Here is a 17,731-nt window from a genome sequence, read left to right as displayed (position 1 = left end):
TTATGATATAATGTTTAAGTCAGTAGAAATCTGCTTTTGGAGTGATATAAATGGAGAGATTGTTAACAGCAAAAAAAGATAATTCAAAATATATAGCTTACTTAGAGCTAACATTTGTCTCATTTATGTGGGGAATTAGTACAATTCTTTTAAAAATGTATATAAATAAAATACCTCCGTTCCATTTATTATTAGGAAGGTTTTTTATTGCTTCATTAACTTTATTTCTATTCTCTCCTAAAAAAATTTTAAAAATAGAAAAAGAAGATTTGAAAATTGGGTTTGTTTTAGGGCTTCTAATTTTCGCTGTGTATGGTTTATATATATTAGGTCTTGAACGTACAAGTGCTTCAAAGTCTGGTTTCTTAGCAGCATTGTCTGTATTATTTATACCAATATTCCAAGCTTTTATGAAGAAACGTATGCCTACATTTTGGACTATCATTTGTATAGTATCTTCTATTTTGGGGCTTTATTTAATATCAGGTATGAATGGCGGTAATTTGAATTTTGGTGATATTCTTGTTATAGGTTGTGCCTTTGTCTACACTATTTACATTATCATATTGGATAAATACGGTAATGATAAAGATAATCACATTCTTTCATTTATACAATTACTAATTGTTACAATATCTAGTCTGTTTTTCAGTATTTTTTCTGAAGGTCTTAATCTTACTTTATTAATAAAAAATATTATTGTAATTATTATAATCGGTGTATTCGGCACAGGACTAACTATGTATCTTCAAACAAAAGCTCAGAAAGTTGCAAGTCCTGAAAGTGTAGGAATTATCCTTTTAGGAGAGCCTTTATTTACGTTAATTCTTGCATATATCTTTATCCATGAAACAATTTTATTAAGAGGACTCATTGGAAGTGGACTTATAATAATGTCTTTAGTTATAGCTATTATTAAAAAAGTATAACAATATTAGAGAAGCCTAGGTTAATAGACCTAGGCTTCTTCTTTTCCGTCAAGTTCTTTTAATCTTTTTTCTAGACTATCTAATTGGCTTTTAAGAAATTTTACTTCTTCATTTATATATCCCTTTAATTCTTCTTTTGATGGTGCATCATAAAACATAGTTCTCCATCCAAAGCCAAAGCCTCTTCCGTATCCTCTGCCGAATCCTCTTCCGCAACCTCTACCTAATCCTTTGCCAAATCCTCTACCATAACCTCTTCCGTATCCTGCACTTATATATCCTGGAGCATCATTTCCTGCACAATAACCCATTTTTCTTCCAGTCATTGGTCCTGCTCCTATTGGACCTGTTCTATCACCTTTTGGCATTATAAGCCCTCCTTTGATTGTTTTTAGCATATGCTCATTTCTAATTTTATTATAATTCTGTTTTGGGCATATGTCAATAACTTTTTTTAAAAAAAGACTCTGCATTAATTATTAATACAGAGTCAATTGGTAACAAAATTATTCATTGTTAATCTCACATCTTCTATGTTTTCTTAAGCCTCTTCCTCTTCCTCTACACCTTTTTTGACAAAAACTTCTTCCAGGTTTATCTGTACAGTAAAAATCTTTTGAACCACATTCAGGACACTTTATTTCATCTTCATGAATATCTTCTACTCTATTTTCCCATTTTGTCCCACATTCACTGCAAACAAATACACATATATTTTGTGTATAGTTTCCTCCTCTTATCCTTATAGCTTTTCCATTAACCAAGCTGTCTGCTATCTTCATCTTAGCTTCATTATAAATTCTTTGGAAGGTTTGTCTTGAAACCTCCATCCTCTTAGCACATGTTTCTTGATCTAATCCTTCTAAATCTTTAAGTCTTATAGCTTCTAATTCTTCAACTTTAAGAATATTTTCTTCCAATTCGCAATTAGCTACATTAATAGGTACAAAATATTCGTACTCTGGCAGATTTTCAATCCTTCTCCATTTGATAGGTCTCGGCATTTAACTACCTCCTGCTTTTATGTTTATACTATTTATTATATTACTATTAGTTCTAAAATAAAAGTTCTTTTAATTTAGAACAAAACCTTCGATTTAAATAAATTATATAAGGTAGATTTTGTTGAAATCCATTACTGAAATTATATTTAAAATTACCCACAACTTAATATGAGATATAATTTCCTACGGATTATAAAAAAATATCTATTGTACAATCAAGCACAATAGGCGTTTTTAGATATTTCTAATATATTACTATAATTGGTTTTATATGTCAATATTTTTTAGAATTTCATTTTGATTGGTAAATAGAGAAGAATACAGGGATTACTCCTGTATTCTTCTTATATAAAAAGGGGATTTAATTAACCTTACAATCTTTGACTATTTCCCAAGCAATATCCTTATAATCGCTTGTTTTCTTATTGATTAAAATATCATAATATATATTCCAAGCTTCTTTGTCTTCATTATATAGTCTCAGATAATATCCTGATTCAATTTTTTCATATACCTCAGGCATCCTATTAACAATATTATCTAAAAATATTTTTGCATCTCTTTCATTTACTTTAGCTAGCTTATAAGCTTTAAACAATGCTCTAAAACATGTGATAGTATATGGTATTTGGGTTATAAAACAACCTGTAAATAGTTTCTTCATCTATTTCTAATGTATTCTCAGAAAAAAACAACTACTTATCTCTTTTTTCTTATCTATTATAGTTTTATCTATAAATCTACTTTCCCAGTTACTACAATCCCTTTTCAACTCATTAGATACTTTATCAAAAACTTTTTCAAAATATTTTATATGCCTTTAATATTTTTTTAGTTTCATTTTTGTATTTTCCATTTGATAAAAACAGCATAGATAATATGAATTTTTTCACATCACTTTGCTCTTTATTAATGTTTTCAAATTCATTTTCTCCTAATAAATTCTCTGCTAAGATGTTAGTTAGATTATTCACTACTTTCCCCATTTTACTACACTCCAAATTCATATACTCTTGCTTCAAATGGTTTTAATTTTATGCTTTCTATATTCGCTTCATTAACTTCATAGTTGCTAATCAAAAGTTTAAAATTATCTATTTTTCTTATTTCTCTTGAAAGATTTATTTCTATATCCTTATCTGAGAAATTTGTAATAACTAGCACTTTCTTTTTATTTAACTCTCTAAAATAAGCAAAAATGTTTGGATCATCTTCAAATATCAATCTAAAATCTCCATATAACAATACTTCATTACTCTTACGCAGCTTTATAATTTCTTTATAATAGTGCAATATTGAATTACTATCATCTAGTGATTTTTGCACATTTATTTCTTTATAATTTGGATTTGGTTTTATCCAAGGCTTACCCTTTGTAAAACCAGCATTTTCACTATCATCCCACTGCATTGGAGTACGTGCATTATCACGGCTCAATTCCCAAATATCTTGCATTACATCCTCTAACTTCTCTCCACCTTCTAAATATCTTTCTCTATATACATTATGAGTTCTTATATCTCTATAATCTTCTATACTTTCAAATCTAACATTTGTCATACCTATTTCTTCACCTTGATATATTATAGGTGTTCCTTTTAAAGTAAATAATATTGTTGCCAACATCTTAGCTGATTCAACTCTATACTTTTTATCATTACCGTAGTGTGAAACTGGTCTAGAAGTATCATGACTGCCAAAGAATAAAGTGTTCCATAGTTTTCCATCCATTGCTGTCTGCCACTTTGCTAAGCTCTTTTTAAACTCTAATGCATTAAATGGCAATTTCTTGTTATTTGACCCTCTGTCAATATCAATATGTTCAAACTGAAGAAAAAGGTTCAATTCACCTCTATCTTCCCCGGTATATAAATATGCCTGCTCTGGTGTAACACCAGAAGTCTGCCCCATAGCTAATTTATTTTCATATTTCGATAATACCTCTCTATTCATTTCCTTTAAATAATCGTGAACCTTAGGGTAATTTTCATAGTATTCTTCACAAGGTAGATATTTTCTTTTGTCTCCTTCTTTCCTCTCTACATCTGGTAATCCAGGGGCTTTAGCTATCTTGTTTATTACATCCATCCTAAATCCATCTACACCCTTATCAAACCAAAAACGCATAATATTATATACCTCTTGGCGTACCTTTAGGTTTTCCCAATTTAAATCAGGCTGCTTAGATGAATAAAGATGTAAATAATATTCGTCTGTATTATCATCATAAGTCCAAACAGAACCACCTAACTTTGCTGAGAGCCAATTATTCGGTTCTTTACCATCTTTACCTGGTCTCCAGATATAATAATCTCTATATGGATTATCTTTAGATTTTCTTGATTCAATAAACCATTCGTGTTCATCAGAAGTATGATTAGCTACCAATTCCATTATTAATTTCATATCTCTTTTATGCATTTCTACAATTAGCTTTTCTATATCTTCCATAGTTCCAAGTTCATCCCAAATATCATAATAATCACTTACATCATATCCACTGTCATTATTAGGTGAAGGATATACTGGACAAAGCCAAATTGCATCTACGCCCAAATCCTTTAAGTAATCCAATTTAGATATAATCCCCTGTATATCCCCTATACCATCTCCATTGCTATCTTTGAAACTTCTTGGAAATATTTCATATATAATAGAATTCTTCCACCACATGCTGTCTATTTCCCACTCCTTCAGTTTTTTATAATAGCAGATAATTTCTGAATCATTTTTTTAAATCAATTAGAAAAGTTTTTATCTCATATGGCTTTATGCCTACTTCAATAACATCGGTGTTTCTAAATTCACCTACTCTTTCCTCTAAAAGATTACATTCTTGCCAAGATACTATCTTAAAATCACTAGTTATTTTAACTTTTTCACTACTTCCAGCAAATTCATGAATACGTAGTGCTACTAAATCTTCTTTTTCTGCCTTCTTAACAGCATCTATAAACACGTTTTTAGATGAAATCTTAAATAGAGATTTTTGAGAATCTTTAGCTTGTCCTTTATAAAGAAAAAGTGGATTGTTTAAGTTCCAAGCATTCTGAACTGTATTTCCTTCGTACCAGTCTCCTTTATGAGGTAATAAGCTGTAAGTAAATTCGTGAATTCCTTCATCAGCTTTCGGATCTGGATATATAGGACCTCGAACTAGAGACAATCTTATTCTATTATCCTTAATATCATATCCATACTTACAATCATTCAATAAGCTTACACCAAAATTCCTCTCTGATAAATCGGCCCATTGATGTCCAACAACCTCAAACTTAGCTAAATCCCAACTAGTATTCCAATGTATTGGTCTTTTAATATTACCAAATTGGATATCATACGTTGCATGGGTTGATCTAACATTCACTTCAAAGGAACTCTTTAATAACTTCTGATGTTCTTTCCAATCTACAACAGTCTTGAAATCAATTCTTTTGTTTTTACTGTACAGTATCATTTCCTGCTTAATTATTGTTTTCTTATATTTCCAATTGAAGGTAATTCTAGCTTCAAGTTCACCTATCCCAACTATATCAACTGATACCAATTCATCAACTTCTTCAACTCTATTATGGGCTTTAGTATAATAGTATGATTCAACTTCCCATGCATCAGGTGTGATAGGTCTGTCGTCTATAATCTGTAATACATTAGCCTTTCCACCATCAGCTATAACTTCCTTGTCAAGTGTTATGTCATATATTCTAGTTATTTGACCTTTGTCATTCCATTCTATTTCATAAAAAGGAGTTTTTATACCATTTTTATATAGTTTAAAAGGAATATTAGATATAACCTTTTTCCCTTCATAAAATTCAATATTAGTAAAACTCATTGGTTGAATATTTTCTATATAAACAACAGTTTCTCCGTTTATTACTTGCGATACAAGCTTACTACCCTTTTCATCTAACCAGACTCCATGTCTTTCTCCTTGAATTCTTACTAAATCAGAACGATACCAATTAGAATTATTAAATACTGAATATTTATTGTTTTTTTGTTCAATAATATTTTCAATACTTTCATTTTTTATTTCTTCTGCTATTTTATTTGCCTCTTTATACTCATTGATTGCATCCTCATAAACTTCTCTAATACTTGTTCCCGTTATAATATCATGAAATTGATTTCGTAAAATTATTTTCCATCCATCCAATAATTTCTTTTGTGGATAGTCTTTTAGGTTGTTATCTATCACATTACTAAATATTGAAATTACTTCTGTATCTCTATAAAAAAGTTCTAACTTTCGATTCATCTTTTTTACTAATCCTTGCGTAGTATATGTTCCTCTATGAAATTCTAAATATAATTCACCATCCCATGTATGAACATAACTGTCAGTATTATCTAATCTCTCTTTTAAAGATCTAAAGTACTCATCAGCACGACCTGTTTTCACCTTTGGTAAACCAGGTATTTTGTCCAAGCATCTTCTGGTCTCTAACATTTGACGATTGACACCGCCGCCTCCATCTCCATATCCATATGAAAATATTAAGTTCCTGTTTATATCCTTATCCTGATACTGATTCCAAATTCCTTGAACAGTTGATGGATGAATCACTCCGTTATATGTATGATGAATTACACCAGTCTTATTAAAATCATCAACCCAGTTTATATTAGGAGTAGTAACAAAATGAGCTAAAACTTCAGATCCATCTATACCCCTCCAATAGAAGGTGTCATGAGGAATCCTATTATATTGGTTCCAACTGATTTTTGTAGTTACAAAAACATCAATTCCTGACTTCTTTAAAATTTGTGGTAGTGCCCAGCTATATCCAAATACATCTGGAAGCCATAAGTAACTACAATTTACTCCAAATTCTTCTTTAAAAAAGTTTGTTCCCATTAATATTTGTCTTACTAATGATTCACCCGATGGAATGTTGGTATCTGATTCTAACCACATAGCTCCCCCGGCTTCCCAACGTCCTTCTTTTACCCTTTCTTTTATTTTTTCATAGATTTCAGGATAGTCTTCTTTTATGTACTCATATAACTGCGGTTGACTCTGTAAGAATAAGTATTCTGAATATTGTTCCATCAAACGAAGCACTGTTGAAAACGATCTGGCACACTTTTCTCTCGTGTGTTTTAGTCTCCATAGCCATGCAACATCAATGTGGGTATGTCCTATACATGTAATGGTAATATCACTAGCCTTCTTTTTTCCTTCAATCTCAGTTTGTAAATATTCATTAGCTTCTTTAATACTTTTATATAAACCGTCAACATCATAGCTTGACCAATCGATCATTTGAAATGCTTTATCTAAGGCTTTCAATAAGTCTATTCTTTCAGTCCTACTCTCTTCCAAAATCTTTATAGTATCTAGTAAAGCTCTCGATGTAAAATACAGTTCATCAACATTCTCGTCCATCCAAGACAAGAATGCTGACTGTATAGTATGACGTAGTTTTTTGGGTTCTCCACCACCCTCCAACCCAGACCATAATCTAAAAACTAATTCTAATTTCTTCCCTGCAATTTCATTTGAAAAGAATACCTCTTTATGATTACTATCAACCCCTTGATGAGGCTTACCATTTACATATATAAGAGATTCAAAACCTGAATTAGTACCAGGGCCAGTTTTACCAAAGTCAAATACTCCCACAATTTTCTTTCCTTGCCAATATTGAGGTATCTCAACTTCTGCATATAGCCATAAATATTTATCTCTGCCTTCCCAGCTATCACCTAACTTTAAGATGCCAGTAAATTCTTCTTTAGCTGCAATCGGTGGATTTATTTCGTTAAGATCATCAGAACAACAGAGAAAGAAAGGTATTAAAATTTTTTCTCTATATCTGTATTTATATAACTCTTCAATTCTTCGATTTAGTTTTTCAATAGTCCAAAACATAACTATTACCTCTGTGTTACGATATCAAATAATTTCATTACATCTGACATTTTAGTTTTAGCAACTCCTGTTACTGTATCAGCTCCTCCATAATATACAAGTAGCTCATCATCAATAATAGCCTGTCCACAGCTAAATACTACATTAGGAACACATCCATTAATCTCCCAATCTAACTCAGGTTCTAAAATAGGCTTATCTTGTCTGTATATAACTTTTGAAGGGTCTTCTAAATCTAATAGCATAATACCTAATGAATAACGTCTTTCTTTACTCACACCATGATATATTAAAACCCAACCCTTCTCTGTTTTAAATGGTGGTCCAGCCAATCCTATTTTTAAGCTTTCCCATTCATTTTCTTCTTTAACTTCGGCTAAAATCTTATGATCTGTCCAATTCTTCAAATCGTCTGAATAAGCAATCCAAATATGTGGCGCTCTTCTGTGAATTAAGATATACTTTCCATTTATCTTTTCTGGAAATAAAGAAGCATCTTTGTTAGGTTCATCTAATAACACCCCATATCTTTCCCAGTCAATCAAATTCTTACTTGTAGCCATACATATCCTAAAATCACCATCAAATCTTCCACCAAAGCCTGTATACAGCATATAATATGTGTCATCAATTTTTACAATTCGAGGGTCTTCTACACCTCTTTGTTCCTGACCATCAACAGGTCCTAATATCGGTTTTTCCAATCTGTTAAAATTAATTCCATCTTTGCTGACAGCATATCCAAAATAGTTCATATAGTCAGAACAGATTCTACCATTTGAATTTTTATCAGTAGCTCTGTATATCATATGAACTAATCCGTTATCTTTAATAGCTCCTACATTAAATACTGCCCCTTTTTCCCATTCATGATGCTGCTTTGGCTCTAAAATAGGTTTGTCTGATACTCGTTCTAACTTAAATACCACAACTTTTACTCCTTCCTTAAAAAAGCGTTCTTAATATTTTTTCAAGAGCTTCTAAAGAGTAATACTCCTTACCTAATTGAAAATTCTCTTCTACTGCCTTTTCCCTAAAATTTTTATCAGTTAAATATTTCATTGTTTCAATAGCCGCTTCTTCTAAAATTTTATCTTCAACTTTAACTAATCCATTCTCTAAAGTTTCATATTTATGTCCTAAACTTATATAATTAAATCCCTTATCCTTAATATCAGCTAAGAAAACGCTGTATTCAAAAACTACCATAGGTTTCTTAGCAAATAAACCTTCTAAGAACTGATTGCCCCATCCTTCATAAATACTTGGATAAGTAATGATATCAGCTTTAACATATGCATCCCATAGAGAATAGACTTTTTTTCCATCTTTTATGTGTCTTGAATGGTCAACTAAGTCAGGTCTAATTATAACTTTAATACCTTTCTTGCTAGCATGTTCTTTTAATTTTTCTACATACCCTTCTGACCCTTCGTGCAATCCTACCATTACTAATACATATTCACTATCTTCTTTAAAGACTCTACCATCGTAAAGTGTCTTGCCAATCATCTTTTCTTTGTTTTCAGGTTTATTCAATTCTGCAATTAAATCTATCGCAAGTTCAATAGCTTTCCTATCAACAACACGCGTTGCCTGTAACATGAAAATTTCATTTTCTTTAAGTCCTACAGCTTCTCTAAAATCTTTATTGTACTCGTCTTCCACCCATAATGGAGCATTAAAATCGAATACGTTTGGAACAACTGTAGAATCTAGACCTTTTTTTGCTTTAAGGTCTTTTTTAGCTGGTGTATTAATCACTGCATGCTTCATATTTTCTATTTTAGGAGGAAAGTATTCATCCAATAACCCTTCTACATATTTACAAGTAGGATGAGAATAAAGCTCTCTTTCCCAATAGAAATCATGATGATGATTTACACATTTTACTCCTGTTTTTTCAATTGCTCTTTTAAATGCTAATGCAGTTGATAAACCTCTTCCTAGTGAAAAAATATTATTTGGTACTAATACATCTATCTTATAATCTTTAATAAATTTGATTAGTTTATCTTCAATTTTTTTACTTAAAGCTTCAATTGAATCTTTTAATTCTTCTTCTGATTTATAATCTTTTAATTCAACATAAGCATTTCGTTCTATTTTTAAATCTTCAGGTAATCGTATATGCATTTCTTCAATTATATATGCATCAGCTGTTCCCTCACTACCAGCCAACATATATACTTTATGTTCCATTTTTTCTAATACTTTTTTCCATTTATCCATCTCTAAAGATACTCCATCTGTTTCTCCTACACGATAATGACATAATGCTATATTCATCTGTTTTTCTCCTTTCTTTATTCAAATATCAATTACTACTTAATTCTTTTTTCGGTTTCTGGGTCAAAGAATAAATATTTTCCTTCTGCTATTGATAAATGTAATTTATCTCCTGGTTTTACAACGAATATTTCTGTGGATACAATTTTTGTTACTTTTCCAGAAATCTTAGTAACAATTATTGTATGTGAACCCTGTGGCTCAACAAAATCTACTTTTATACTAAATAAAGCATTTGATTCGTCAGTAATTACAAAATTCTCAGGTCTAACACCTAAAACAACTTTCTTCTCTATATATTTCTCTAATTTCTTGCTAATCTCACCTTTTACAGCCAAACTAAACTGTTCATGTTTAGCTACAATTCCTTCTTCAGTATTATTTATTACAACATCAATAAAATTAGTAGGTGGTGTACCAATAAAGTTAGCAACAAACATAGTTTCACTATCATGATAAACTTCATTAGGAGTTCCTATTTGTTCAATCTCTCCATCTCGCATAATCACTATGCGATCTGCTAAACTCATAGCCTCTGACTGGTCGTGTGTAACAAAAATGGTAGTAGCATTAGTTTTGTTGTGTATTTCCTTTAAATCTGTTCTCATTGATACTCTAAGTTTTGCATCTAAGTTTGATAGAGGCTCGTCCATTAAGAAAAGTTTAGGTTTTACAGCTATAGCTCTTGCCACAGCTACACGTTGACGTTGTCCTCCTGATAATTGCGATGGATATCTGTCTAAATACTGTGTAATATCAGCCATACCAGCAACTTCATAGACTATTTTCTTTATTTCTTCTTTAGGCATTTTTCTAAGTTTTAATGCAAATGCTATATTATCATAAACAGTCATATGCGGCCACACTGCATAGTTTTGAAAAATCATACTTACGTTTCTTTTTCTCGGTGGTAAATAGGTTATATCTTTTCCTTCCATTAAAATTTGTCCATTTGTTACATTTTCTAACCCAGAAATCATTCTCATTGTAGTAGTCTTACCGCATCCTGAAGGTCCTAGTAAAACTAAAAATTCTCCTTTTTCAATTTTTAAGTCTATATCTTTAACGGCAACAACACCTTTTTGATATTCCTTTCTTAAATTAATTAGCTCTAAAAAAGCCATAATAACCCTCCTGTTCTCATTATTAGTACTATACTTTAACTCCACCCCACATTTGGTTAATATATTTTCTAATAAATAATGTAAATACTACTGCTGGAAATGCCATTGTAAGTGCACCTGCAGCTGTAAGATTAATTTTACCTGTTGAACCTATCAAAGCTTTATAAACAACAACTGCAAATGTTGGCTTTGATTGAGTTAAAATCAATGCTGATACTGTATCATTCCATGCACCAATGAAAGCATACATTGAACTAGCTGCTAAACCTGGAAAAGCTAATGGTAGCGTAATTTTAAAGAATGTCTGTAATTTATTTGCTCCAAAAACTTGTGCTGCTTCTTCTAGCTCTATACCTATACCCATAAAAATGCTCGCAGTAATCCAAGCAGTTAATCCTATTGAACCTACTGAATAGACTAAAGAGAGCCCTACAGGTCTATCATAGAAACCATATTTAGCCAGCAAAATAACCATAGGTAAAGCTATAGTTACAGCTGGGAACATTCTAACGAATAATATACCAAACTGTAGTTGTTCTTTACCTTTAAAACTAAATCTAGCAAATGCATAACCTGCCATCCCACCTAGTATAAGAGAAATTAGTATTGTTACTAATGCAGTTTGTATACTTCGAATAAGTGCTGCTTTTGCATTCCCTGTGACTTTAAAGAAAGTCTTATAATTATGCCATAAGCTCTTTCTCATAGTAAAATAAACTTTTTCAACTTTTCCATTATCTAATTGACTTAATATTTCTTTTAATTTTTCTGGAGCTACGTATATAGATAACTCTCTTCTGAAATAAGTACTCATTTTTTCAAATTTGTTAGTATCTAATATTGACTCATATTCTCCTGTACTTGGTTCATATATACTTATTAAATAGCCTTTTTCACTTTTCTGAGCAACAAATTCGCTTTTTAGAGAAGGTAATATAGGTAAAGGAAATTGATAAGCTTCTCTAGATGATAAAAAAGAAAGCGATGTTAAAAAGAATATAGGTGTTAAAATAAAAAATAATATAGTTGCTATTAGTATTAAAAAAGTTGTCTTTTTAATCAATTTTTTAACACTTCTATTATTCGGCATACTTACACCTCTTTACTTTCTGAATTTCTTGATGCTTTCAAATAAATTAATGCAGCACTTGAAACAATAATTGCCACTATAATCGAATTTGTAGATGCTAATTCAAAGCTATTAGGTAATGATGATACCTGATCTCCATAATATACAACACGTTCCATTAGTGTTGGTACTCTGTTAAATCCATAAATCATAACAACAATCAACCAAATTTGTATAGCTGATATTAATCTTAATACAACAGCTGTTACAATAGTCGGTTTTAATATTGGAAGTGTAATCTTTCTTAAAACTGTAAATGCATTACCACCAAATACATATCCAGCTTCCTTCATTTCTTTAGGGAAATTTTGTAGTCCTGCTAATAAAATAATCATAATAGATGGTATTACCTGCCAAGCATCTATTAAAATTATTAATAATAATCTCTTCCATCCTTCAGCAGTCATAAAATATATTTTTCCACTTTCAGTAATCAGTCCTAAGTGTATTAGTAAACTATTGACCCATCCATTTGTTGTTAAACCAGTCTGCCATATTGCACCAACAGCAACTGGTGGTAAAGCCATAGGAATCATAGCAATAAACAATAGTACCCCTGAGCCTTTAAATTTCCTGTTAATTAGTAAAGCTAGCATTAAAGCTACTACAAACTCTAATGTTACAGAAACACCAGCTATTACAGCTGTATTTATAAAGCCCTCTCTGAATAATGGATCTGATAGTGCTAATTGATAATTCTGAAGAGTTAATCCACCGTCCACTCCAGTAAAACTTCTTATTAATGAAGTTAAAACAGGCCTTAGCCAAAATAATATATAATACAGCATCGATGGAACAACTAAAATATATGGCAACCATTTGTTCAAGCTTTTATTACTGCTTTGTAAATTTTCCATCATTTCACCCCTTTACAAAAATGCACATTGGATGCTAAACATCCAATGTGCACTTTATAAAATTTTTATTTTTTCAATGCTTCTAATTGAGCTTGTTTAGCATCTAGGTATTCTTTAGTTATCTTCTTATCTCCATTTATAGCTTCAACAAAGATATCGTCGAATATTTGTTTAACTGCTCCCCAATCTGTATATTCATGAGCAGGTACTCCTGAAGGAATTCCTTTTTCAAGAACCATTAAAGCCTTCTTAATTACTTCATCTTCTGCTCCATTACCCAATTGATCAATAGCTTCTTTAACAGGTGGTATAAATCCTCCAGTTCCTAGAGCTATCTTAGTTTGAATGTCTGGTCTAGTTAAATACTCAAGGAATTTAACTGCCTCTTCATAATTCTTTGAACCTTTAACTATAGCGTATCCGCTAACACCTGCAACAGTACCGATTCCCTTAGGTCCTGATGGTGCTGGAGCTACTATATACTTAGTTTCGTTAGAAGCATAAACAGTACCTACACGAGCATTGTGGAATACACATAACCAACCTTCTTCACGCTTCATTGGATCAACACTTGATTCTACATTAGCAACTGTTGGTATAAATCCTTTTGCATCCCCAATTTTCTCCCATACTTTCCATGCTTTCATAGCTTCAGGAGAATTTATGTCTGGGAACCCAGCTCCATAAGATAATGCTGATGCACCAAACATATAAATCCATGATTTTTGTGGAATACCTGTGATAACTACTTTTCCTTCACCTTCACCTTTAGCTATATTTACAGCCCACTTAGCATAATCTTCCCAAGTTAAGTTGTCAATATCTACACCTTCTGGTTTATACTTTAAAGCCTTCTTATTGATAAGTGTTAAGTATACATCTGCACCTACTGGTAAGAAATATTGCTTACCATCTTTATGTGTTGAGCTTTTGAATGTTTCAAAGAATGTACGGTCTTTCCATGATTTTACTACATCTGTTAAGTCCATAACATAACCTGCTCTTGTCCAATCTGGCATTTTACCACTGTGAGCAGTTATGATATCTGTAGTTATATTTCCAGATTCTTGCTGAACTTTAATTGCATCAAAAATTTCATCATCTGTAGCAATTGAAAACTCAATATCAATGTTATTAGCTTCTTCGTAAGGTTTAATAATTTCATTAATAATGAATTCCTTTTCCTCTGGTGCAGACCATAATCTTGATGTAAAAACTAATTTTTTCTTTTGCGTTGTAGCAGTTTCTTTAGTAGTACATCCTGCTAAAGCTGTAGCAATTAATAGTACTACAAGCATTAATGAAATAACTTTTTTCATGACTTTTCCCCCTTCTTAAAATTTTAAATGTACATTTATATATATTTCGACTCCCAACCCGGGAAGCCAAACAATATAAATCAAGGGAATAAACAACTCAAAGTGAAAAATATTTATGTCGTTCGTTGTCATTTGTGCTTAAAAAAACTTTTTAAGTTGATTCGCGAATTATTAGTTTAGGTTCTATTAAAACCCTTTTTGTTATCTTTGCTTTATTGTTCATTAATTCCATCAAAATACTTACTGAATAGTATCCAAATTCCTTCTTTGGCTGGTCAATAGTAGTTAATGATGGATAAATATATTCGCACAAAGGTATATTATCTATGCCTAAAACTGCTATATCTTTAGGTATTGATAAATTACTTTCTTTAATAGCCCTATAAACTCCTATTGCTCTTTCATCTCCAGATACAAAAAATGCATCTGGTTTATTTGTTCGGATAATCTCTTTAGCATATTCGTAAGCATTTTGAATACTTGAAACATCAAAGATAATATTAAATTCAACATCACTATAGTTACTACATATTTCTTTGAAACCATTAGTTCTCTCATTGTTAACAATAAAATCTCTACTTCCAAGCATGAAACATATCTTTTTATACCCATTCTCTATTAGGTACTTACCGCCTATGTAACCAGCCTTATAGTTATTCAAATCTACATAGCTTGTATCATCGTAATTTATGTCTTTTCCCACGATTACAAACGGGATATCGTTTTCTCTTAAATAATTAATTCTGATATCGTTTTCCATGTTGTCAAAAATTATAGCTCCATCTGCCATGCCACTTCTCAAAAGATAAAATCCATCTGTATCATCGTCTAAGCAGCCTTCACCAGAAGATGGTGAAATAACTATCTTGTAACCTTTCTCTTTGGAGTACTTAATAATTTCCTGTACGATTTCGTTATGCCATATACTCCAATATCCTCCACTGTGTTTATCAATAAAGACTATTATAGTATTAGTCTGTTTTTTCCTTAATCCTTTTGCAAGAATATTCACCTGATACCCCTGCTCTTTTATAATCTTTAATACTTTTTGCCTAGTTTCTTCTTTTACTTCATTGCTGTTATTTATTACTCTTGATACTGTTTTTATAGATACTCCAGCTAATTTAGCAATATCAGCCATAGTTACATTTCTCATAGTCATCCCTCTTTTATGACAACGTTATCAATTGTAATTATAATCTATTTTTTCTGAAAATTCAAGAGGTTTTAAATATTTTCTTTCAGTAAGTAAAAAAAACAATATAGCTATAATAAAATTAAAATCTCTTAAAGTAGACTTTAAAAATTACATATCTACCCTAAGAGATTTTTAGTTGATTTATTAACTATTTGTAATCATAAATTATATTTCAAAATTAAATGTGTAAACCTTTCTAATCTTTTTCCTCACTTCCCATGTACACTTTAATCCTTTTGGAAAAGAAACTAACATATTATCTGTTATATGCACAGTTTGTTCTGGAGTAGTTACAATGACATCTCCTTCAAAAACGTAAGCAGTCTCCTGCTCATCATATTCCCAATCAAAAGTGCTAGGTTCACATTCCCAATGACTCCATGAATCAATACCTAACTTTTTAGCTTCTTCAAGACTAATTTTTTTAATTTTAATTGGTTCCATATTATAAACCTCCTGACTATTTATTTGAATGTCTTTTCAAAAACTTAGGCACCAATTCCTCTGCCCCCTCATTTATTATTTCTACTTTTATCCCTGCATTTTGGCTCTGAAACCTAAATCATTTAAACTCTTTCTTGCCTCTTAACATTTCTAGATTTAAGCATAATTTCCTTTATCTAAAAATGTCGATATTTGTCTTTCATTGATAAAAAACTTCGAGCTTCATGCCCGAAGTTTTCGATTTACATCCTATTCAGTTACATTTACACTAATCGTAATCTCTATATCTCTAATCAAATCTTCAACTATCAACTCCTGATATCCAGCGTATCTATTTTCTTTTACAACCTCACTCAATCGAATTAAATCTTCATTTTTTATATTACCTAGCTTCTTTAATCTAGTATCATCAATTATTTCGCGCGATATTGATTTAAAATAATCTTTTTTATCATATCGCCAGAGGATTAAATTATCTCCATACCTCTTTTTTAATTTATCTGCAATCACTATACCTTCTGGATCAAAATCTCCCGAATAGTATATTTTGACCCCTTCTTTAACTAGCATATCTAATAAAATTAAAGAGGCTAATTTTACTTGACCATAGGTGCACATAAGTGGTGGCTTAATTTCTAAAGTTCTATAAAGAACTTCACTAAAAACAGTTGGATTTTCAAATATAAATATCCTACCAGTAGGACTAATTATTCTCTCTAATTTACTTAAATTCCATAGTGATACATGCATAGGTTCAGAAGTTTCATAAAAATCTTTCCAACCTGCTGAAATCATATCATCTCTATAAGCCAATAGTCCGCTGCATACCGTAAAATTAGATATTTCATCTTTTATTAAACCTACTTCATAATAATATTCGGTTCTTTCTTCTGCACTTTTGGGATAATCTCTACATAATAAATAACTAATACCATACATTAAAAGTTTTCCTGCTTCTGTTTTTTCATCAAAAGCATGAGGATTCTTTGTAACTCTTGAGGCAAATATAGCCAATCTTTCTTTTATTTTAGATTTTAAAAACGGTAAGCTATTTAAACCTCTCATAGTTATTATTAAATCTTCTTTTAAGGACTGTTTATCTTCATCGTATCTTTTCGTAATTACTCTATATGCATTACCTTTAGATTCAAAAACATATTTTAACCAAGTATACGATTTAGTATCAATAAATTCTTTAACTATTTCTTCAAAATATCTTTCTCTTTCTAGTTTATATTTTTCCTTTTCGTCTTTTTTACTTATTATAGCACTGCCAAAATATTCTGCTAATACATCTTCCAGTTTTACTCCTTTAAACCTTGAATTGTCCAATGCAGTTTGAAACTTCTCTATCTTTATTCTAGCATCAGTTTTATCATAAAAGCCTATCCCTAAAAAACCTGATAAAGCATCTTTTTCTTCTTTAGTTAGATTATTTAAAATTATCGTTCCACCAATTTTCCCTAATGACCTGTATTTATCTTTTATTTTTAAAAAAACTCTTTCAAATCCTTTATTCTCTTTAAAATATTTTGCTGCTTGGATTGCTAATTTACTCAT

16 protein-coding genes are annotated in these 17,731 nt (G+C 30.9%); 1 reads left to right on the top strand and 15 read right to left on the bottom strand.

What is annotated here, in order from left to right; all coding sequences use genetic code 11:
* Positions 1 to 50 precede the first annotated feature (50 nt).
* A complete protein-coding gene (locus TR13x_RS03610) occupies positions 51 to 929 on the top strand; it encodes a DMT family transporter (RefSeq protein ID WP_054870536.1) in 879 nt (292 codons plus the stop codon).
* A 29-nt stretch (positions 930 to 958) separates the two neighbouring features.
* Here the strand turns inward: TR13x_RS03610 and TR13x_RS03605 are convergent, their stop codons facing one another.
* The 15 genes from TR13x_RS03605 to TR13x_RS03535 all read right to left on the bottom strand — a co-directional run bounded on the left by TR13x_RS03605 (position 959) and on the right by TR13x_RS03535 (position 17,731).
* Positions 959 to 1,297 (bottom strand): DUF5320 domain-containing protein, encoded by a 339-nt coding sequence (locus tag TR13x_RS03605; RefSeq protein ID WP_054870535.1) that lies wholly within the window; start codon positions 1,295 to 1,297, stop codon positions 959 to 961.
* Between the two features lie 138 nt (positions 1,298 to 1,435).
* Positions 1,436 to 1,933 (bottom strand): DUF134 domain-containing protein, encoded by a 498-nt coding sequence (locus tag TR13x_RS03600; RefSeq protein WP_054870534.1) that lies wholly within the window; start codon positions 1,931 to 1,933, stop codon positions 1,436 to 1,438.
* 361 nt (positions 1,934 to 2,294) lie between these two features.
* Positions 2,295 to 2,531 (bottom strand): hypothetical protein, encoded by a 237-nt coding sequence (locus TR13x_RS03595; protein ID WP_161802923.1) that lies wholly within the window; start codon positions 2,529 to 2,531, stop codon positions 2,295 to 2,297.
* Between the two features lie 202 nt (positions 2,532 to 2,733).
* Positions 2,734 to 2,919, bottom strand: coding sequence for a hypothetical protein (locus TR13x_RS03590; protein WP_054870532.1), 186 nt, complete (start codon positions 2,917 to 2,919; stop codon positions 2,734 to 2,736).
* 4 nt (positions 2,920 to 2,923) lie between these two features.
* Positions 2,924 to 4,606 (bottom strand): alpha-glucosidase, encoded by a 1,683-nt coding sequence (locus TR13x_RS03585; protein WP_304438587.1) that lies wholly within the window; start codon positions 4,604 to 4,606, stop codon positions 2,924 to 2,926.
* 52 nt (positions 4,607 to 4,658) lie between these two features.
* The gene (locus TR13x_RS03580; protein ID WP_054870530.1) at positions 4,659 to 7,811 is read right to left on the bottom strand and encodes an alpha-mannosidase; all 3,153 of its coding nucleotides are present in this window, start codon (positions 7,809 to 7,811) and stop codon (positions 4,659 to 4,661) included.
* Between the two features lie 5 nt (positions 7,812 to 7,816).
* Positions 7,817 to 8,740, bottom strand: coding sequence for a glycosidase (locus TR13x_RS03575; protein ID WP_054870529.1), 924 nt, complete (start codon positions 8,738 to 8,740; stop codon positions 7,817 to 7,819).
* Positions 8,741 to 8,756: 16 nt separating this feature from the next.
* Entirely contained in the window at positions 8,757 to 10,100 is a 1,344-nt protein-coding gene (locus tag TR13x_RS03570; RefSeq protein WP_054870528.1) for a glycosyltransferase family 4 protein, read from the bottom strand.
* 35 nt (positions 10,101 to 10,135) lie between these two features.
* Positions 10,136 to 11,224, bottom strand: coding sequence for an ABC transporter ATP-binding protein (locus tag TR13x_RS03565; RefSeq protein WP_054870527.1), 1,089 nt, complete (start codon positions 11,222 to 11,224; stop codon positions 10,136 to 10,138).
* 28 nt (positions 11,225 to 11,252) lie between these two features.
* Complete coding sequence (locus TR13x_RS03560) at positions 11,253 to 12,314, bottom strand: carbohydrate ABC transporter permease (RefSeq protein ID WP_054870526.1); 1,062 nt, start codon at positions 12,312 to 12,314, stop codon at positions 11,253 to 11,255.
* Positions 12,315 to 12,316: 2 nt separating this feature from the next.
* A complete protein-coding gene (locus TR13x_RS03555; RefSeq protein WP_054870525.1) occupies positions 12,317 to 13,210 on the bottom strand; it encodes a carbohydrate ABC transporter permease in 894 nt (297 codons plus the stop codon).
* A 65-nt stretch (positions 13,211 to 13,275) separates the two neighbouring features.
* Complete coding sequence (locus TR13x_RS03550) at positions 13,276 to 14,529, bottom strand: ABC transporter substrate-binding protein (RefSeq protein WP_054870524.1); 1,254 nt, start codon at positions 14,527 to 14,529, stop codon at positions 13,276 to 13,278.
* 151 nt (positions 14,530 to 14,680) lie between these two features.
* Positions 14,681 to 15,685: a LacI family DNA-binding transcriptional regulator gene (locus tag TR13x_RS03545; protein WP_054870523.1), complete on the bottom strand. Its 1,005-nt coding sequence runs from the start codon at positions 15,683 to 15,685 to the stop codon at positions 14,681 to 14,683.
* Positions 15,686 to 15,892: 207 nt separating this feature from the next.
* Positions 15,893 to 16,171, bottom strand: coding sequence for a cupin domain-containing protein (locus TR13x_RS03540; protein ID WP_054870522.1), 279 nt, complete (start codon positions 16,169 to 16,171; stop codon positions 15,893 to 15,895).
* Positions 16,172 to 16,420: 249 nt separating this feature from the next.
* Positions 16,421 to 17,731 carry a TIGR02679 family protein gene (locus TR13x_RS03535; RefSeq protein WP_054870521.1) on the bottom strand — a complete coding sequence of 437 codons (1,311 nt, stop codon included), beginning with the start codon at positions 17,729 to 17,731 and terminating at the stop codon, positions 16,421 to 16,423.

It is taken from the genome of Caloranaerobacter sp. TR13 (assembly GCF_001316435.1).
Lineage (GTDB): Bacteria > Bacillota > Clostridia > Tissierellales > Thermohalobacteraceae > Caloranaerobacter.
Note: the sequence above shows the minus strand (reverse complement) of the source record. Positions and strands in the feature narration are given on the sequence as shown.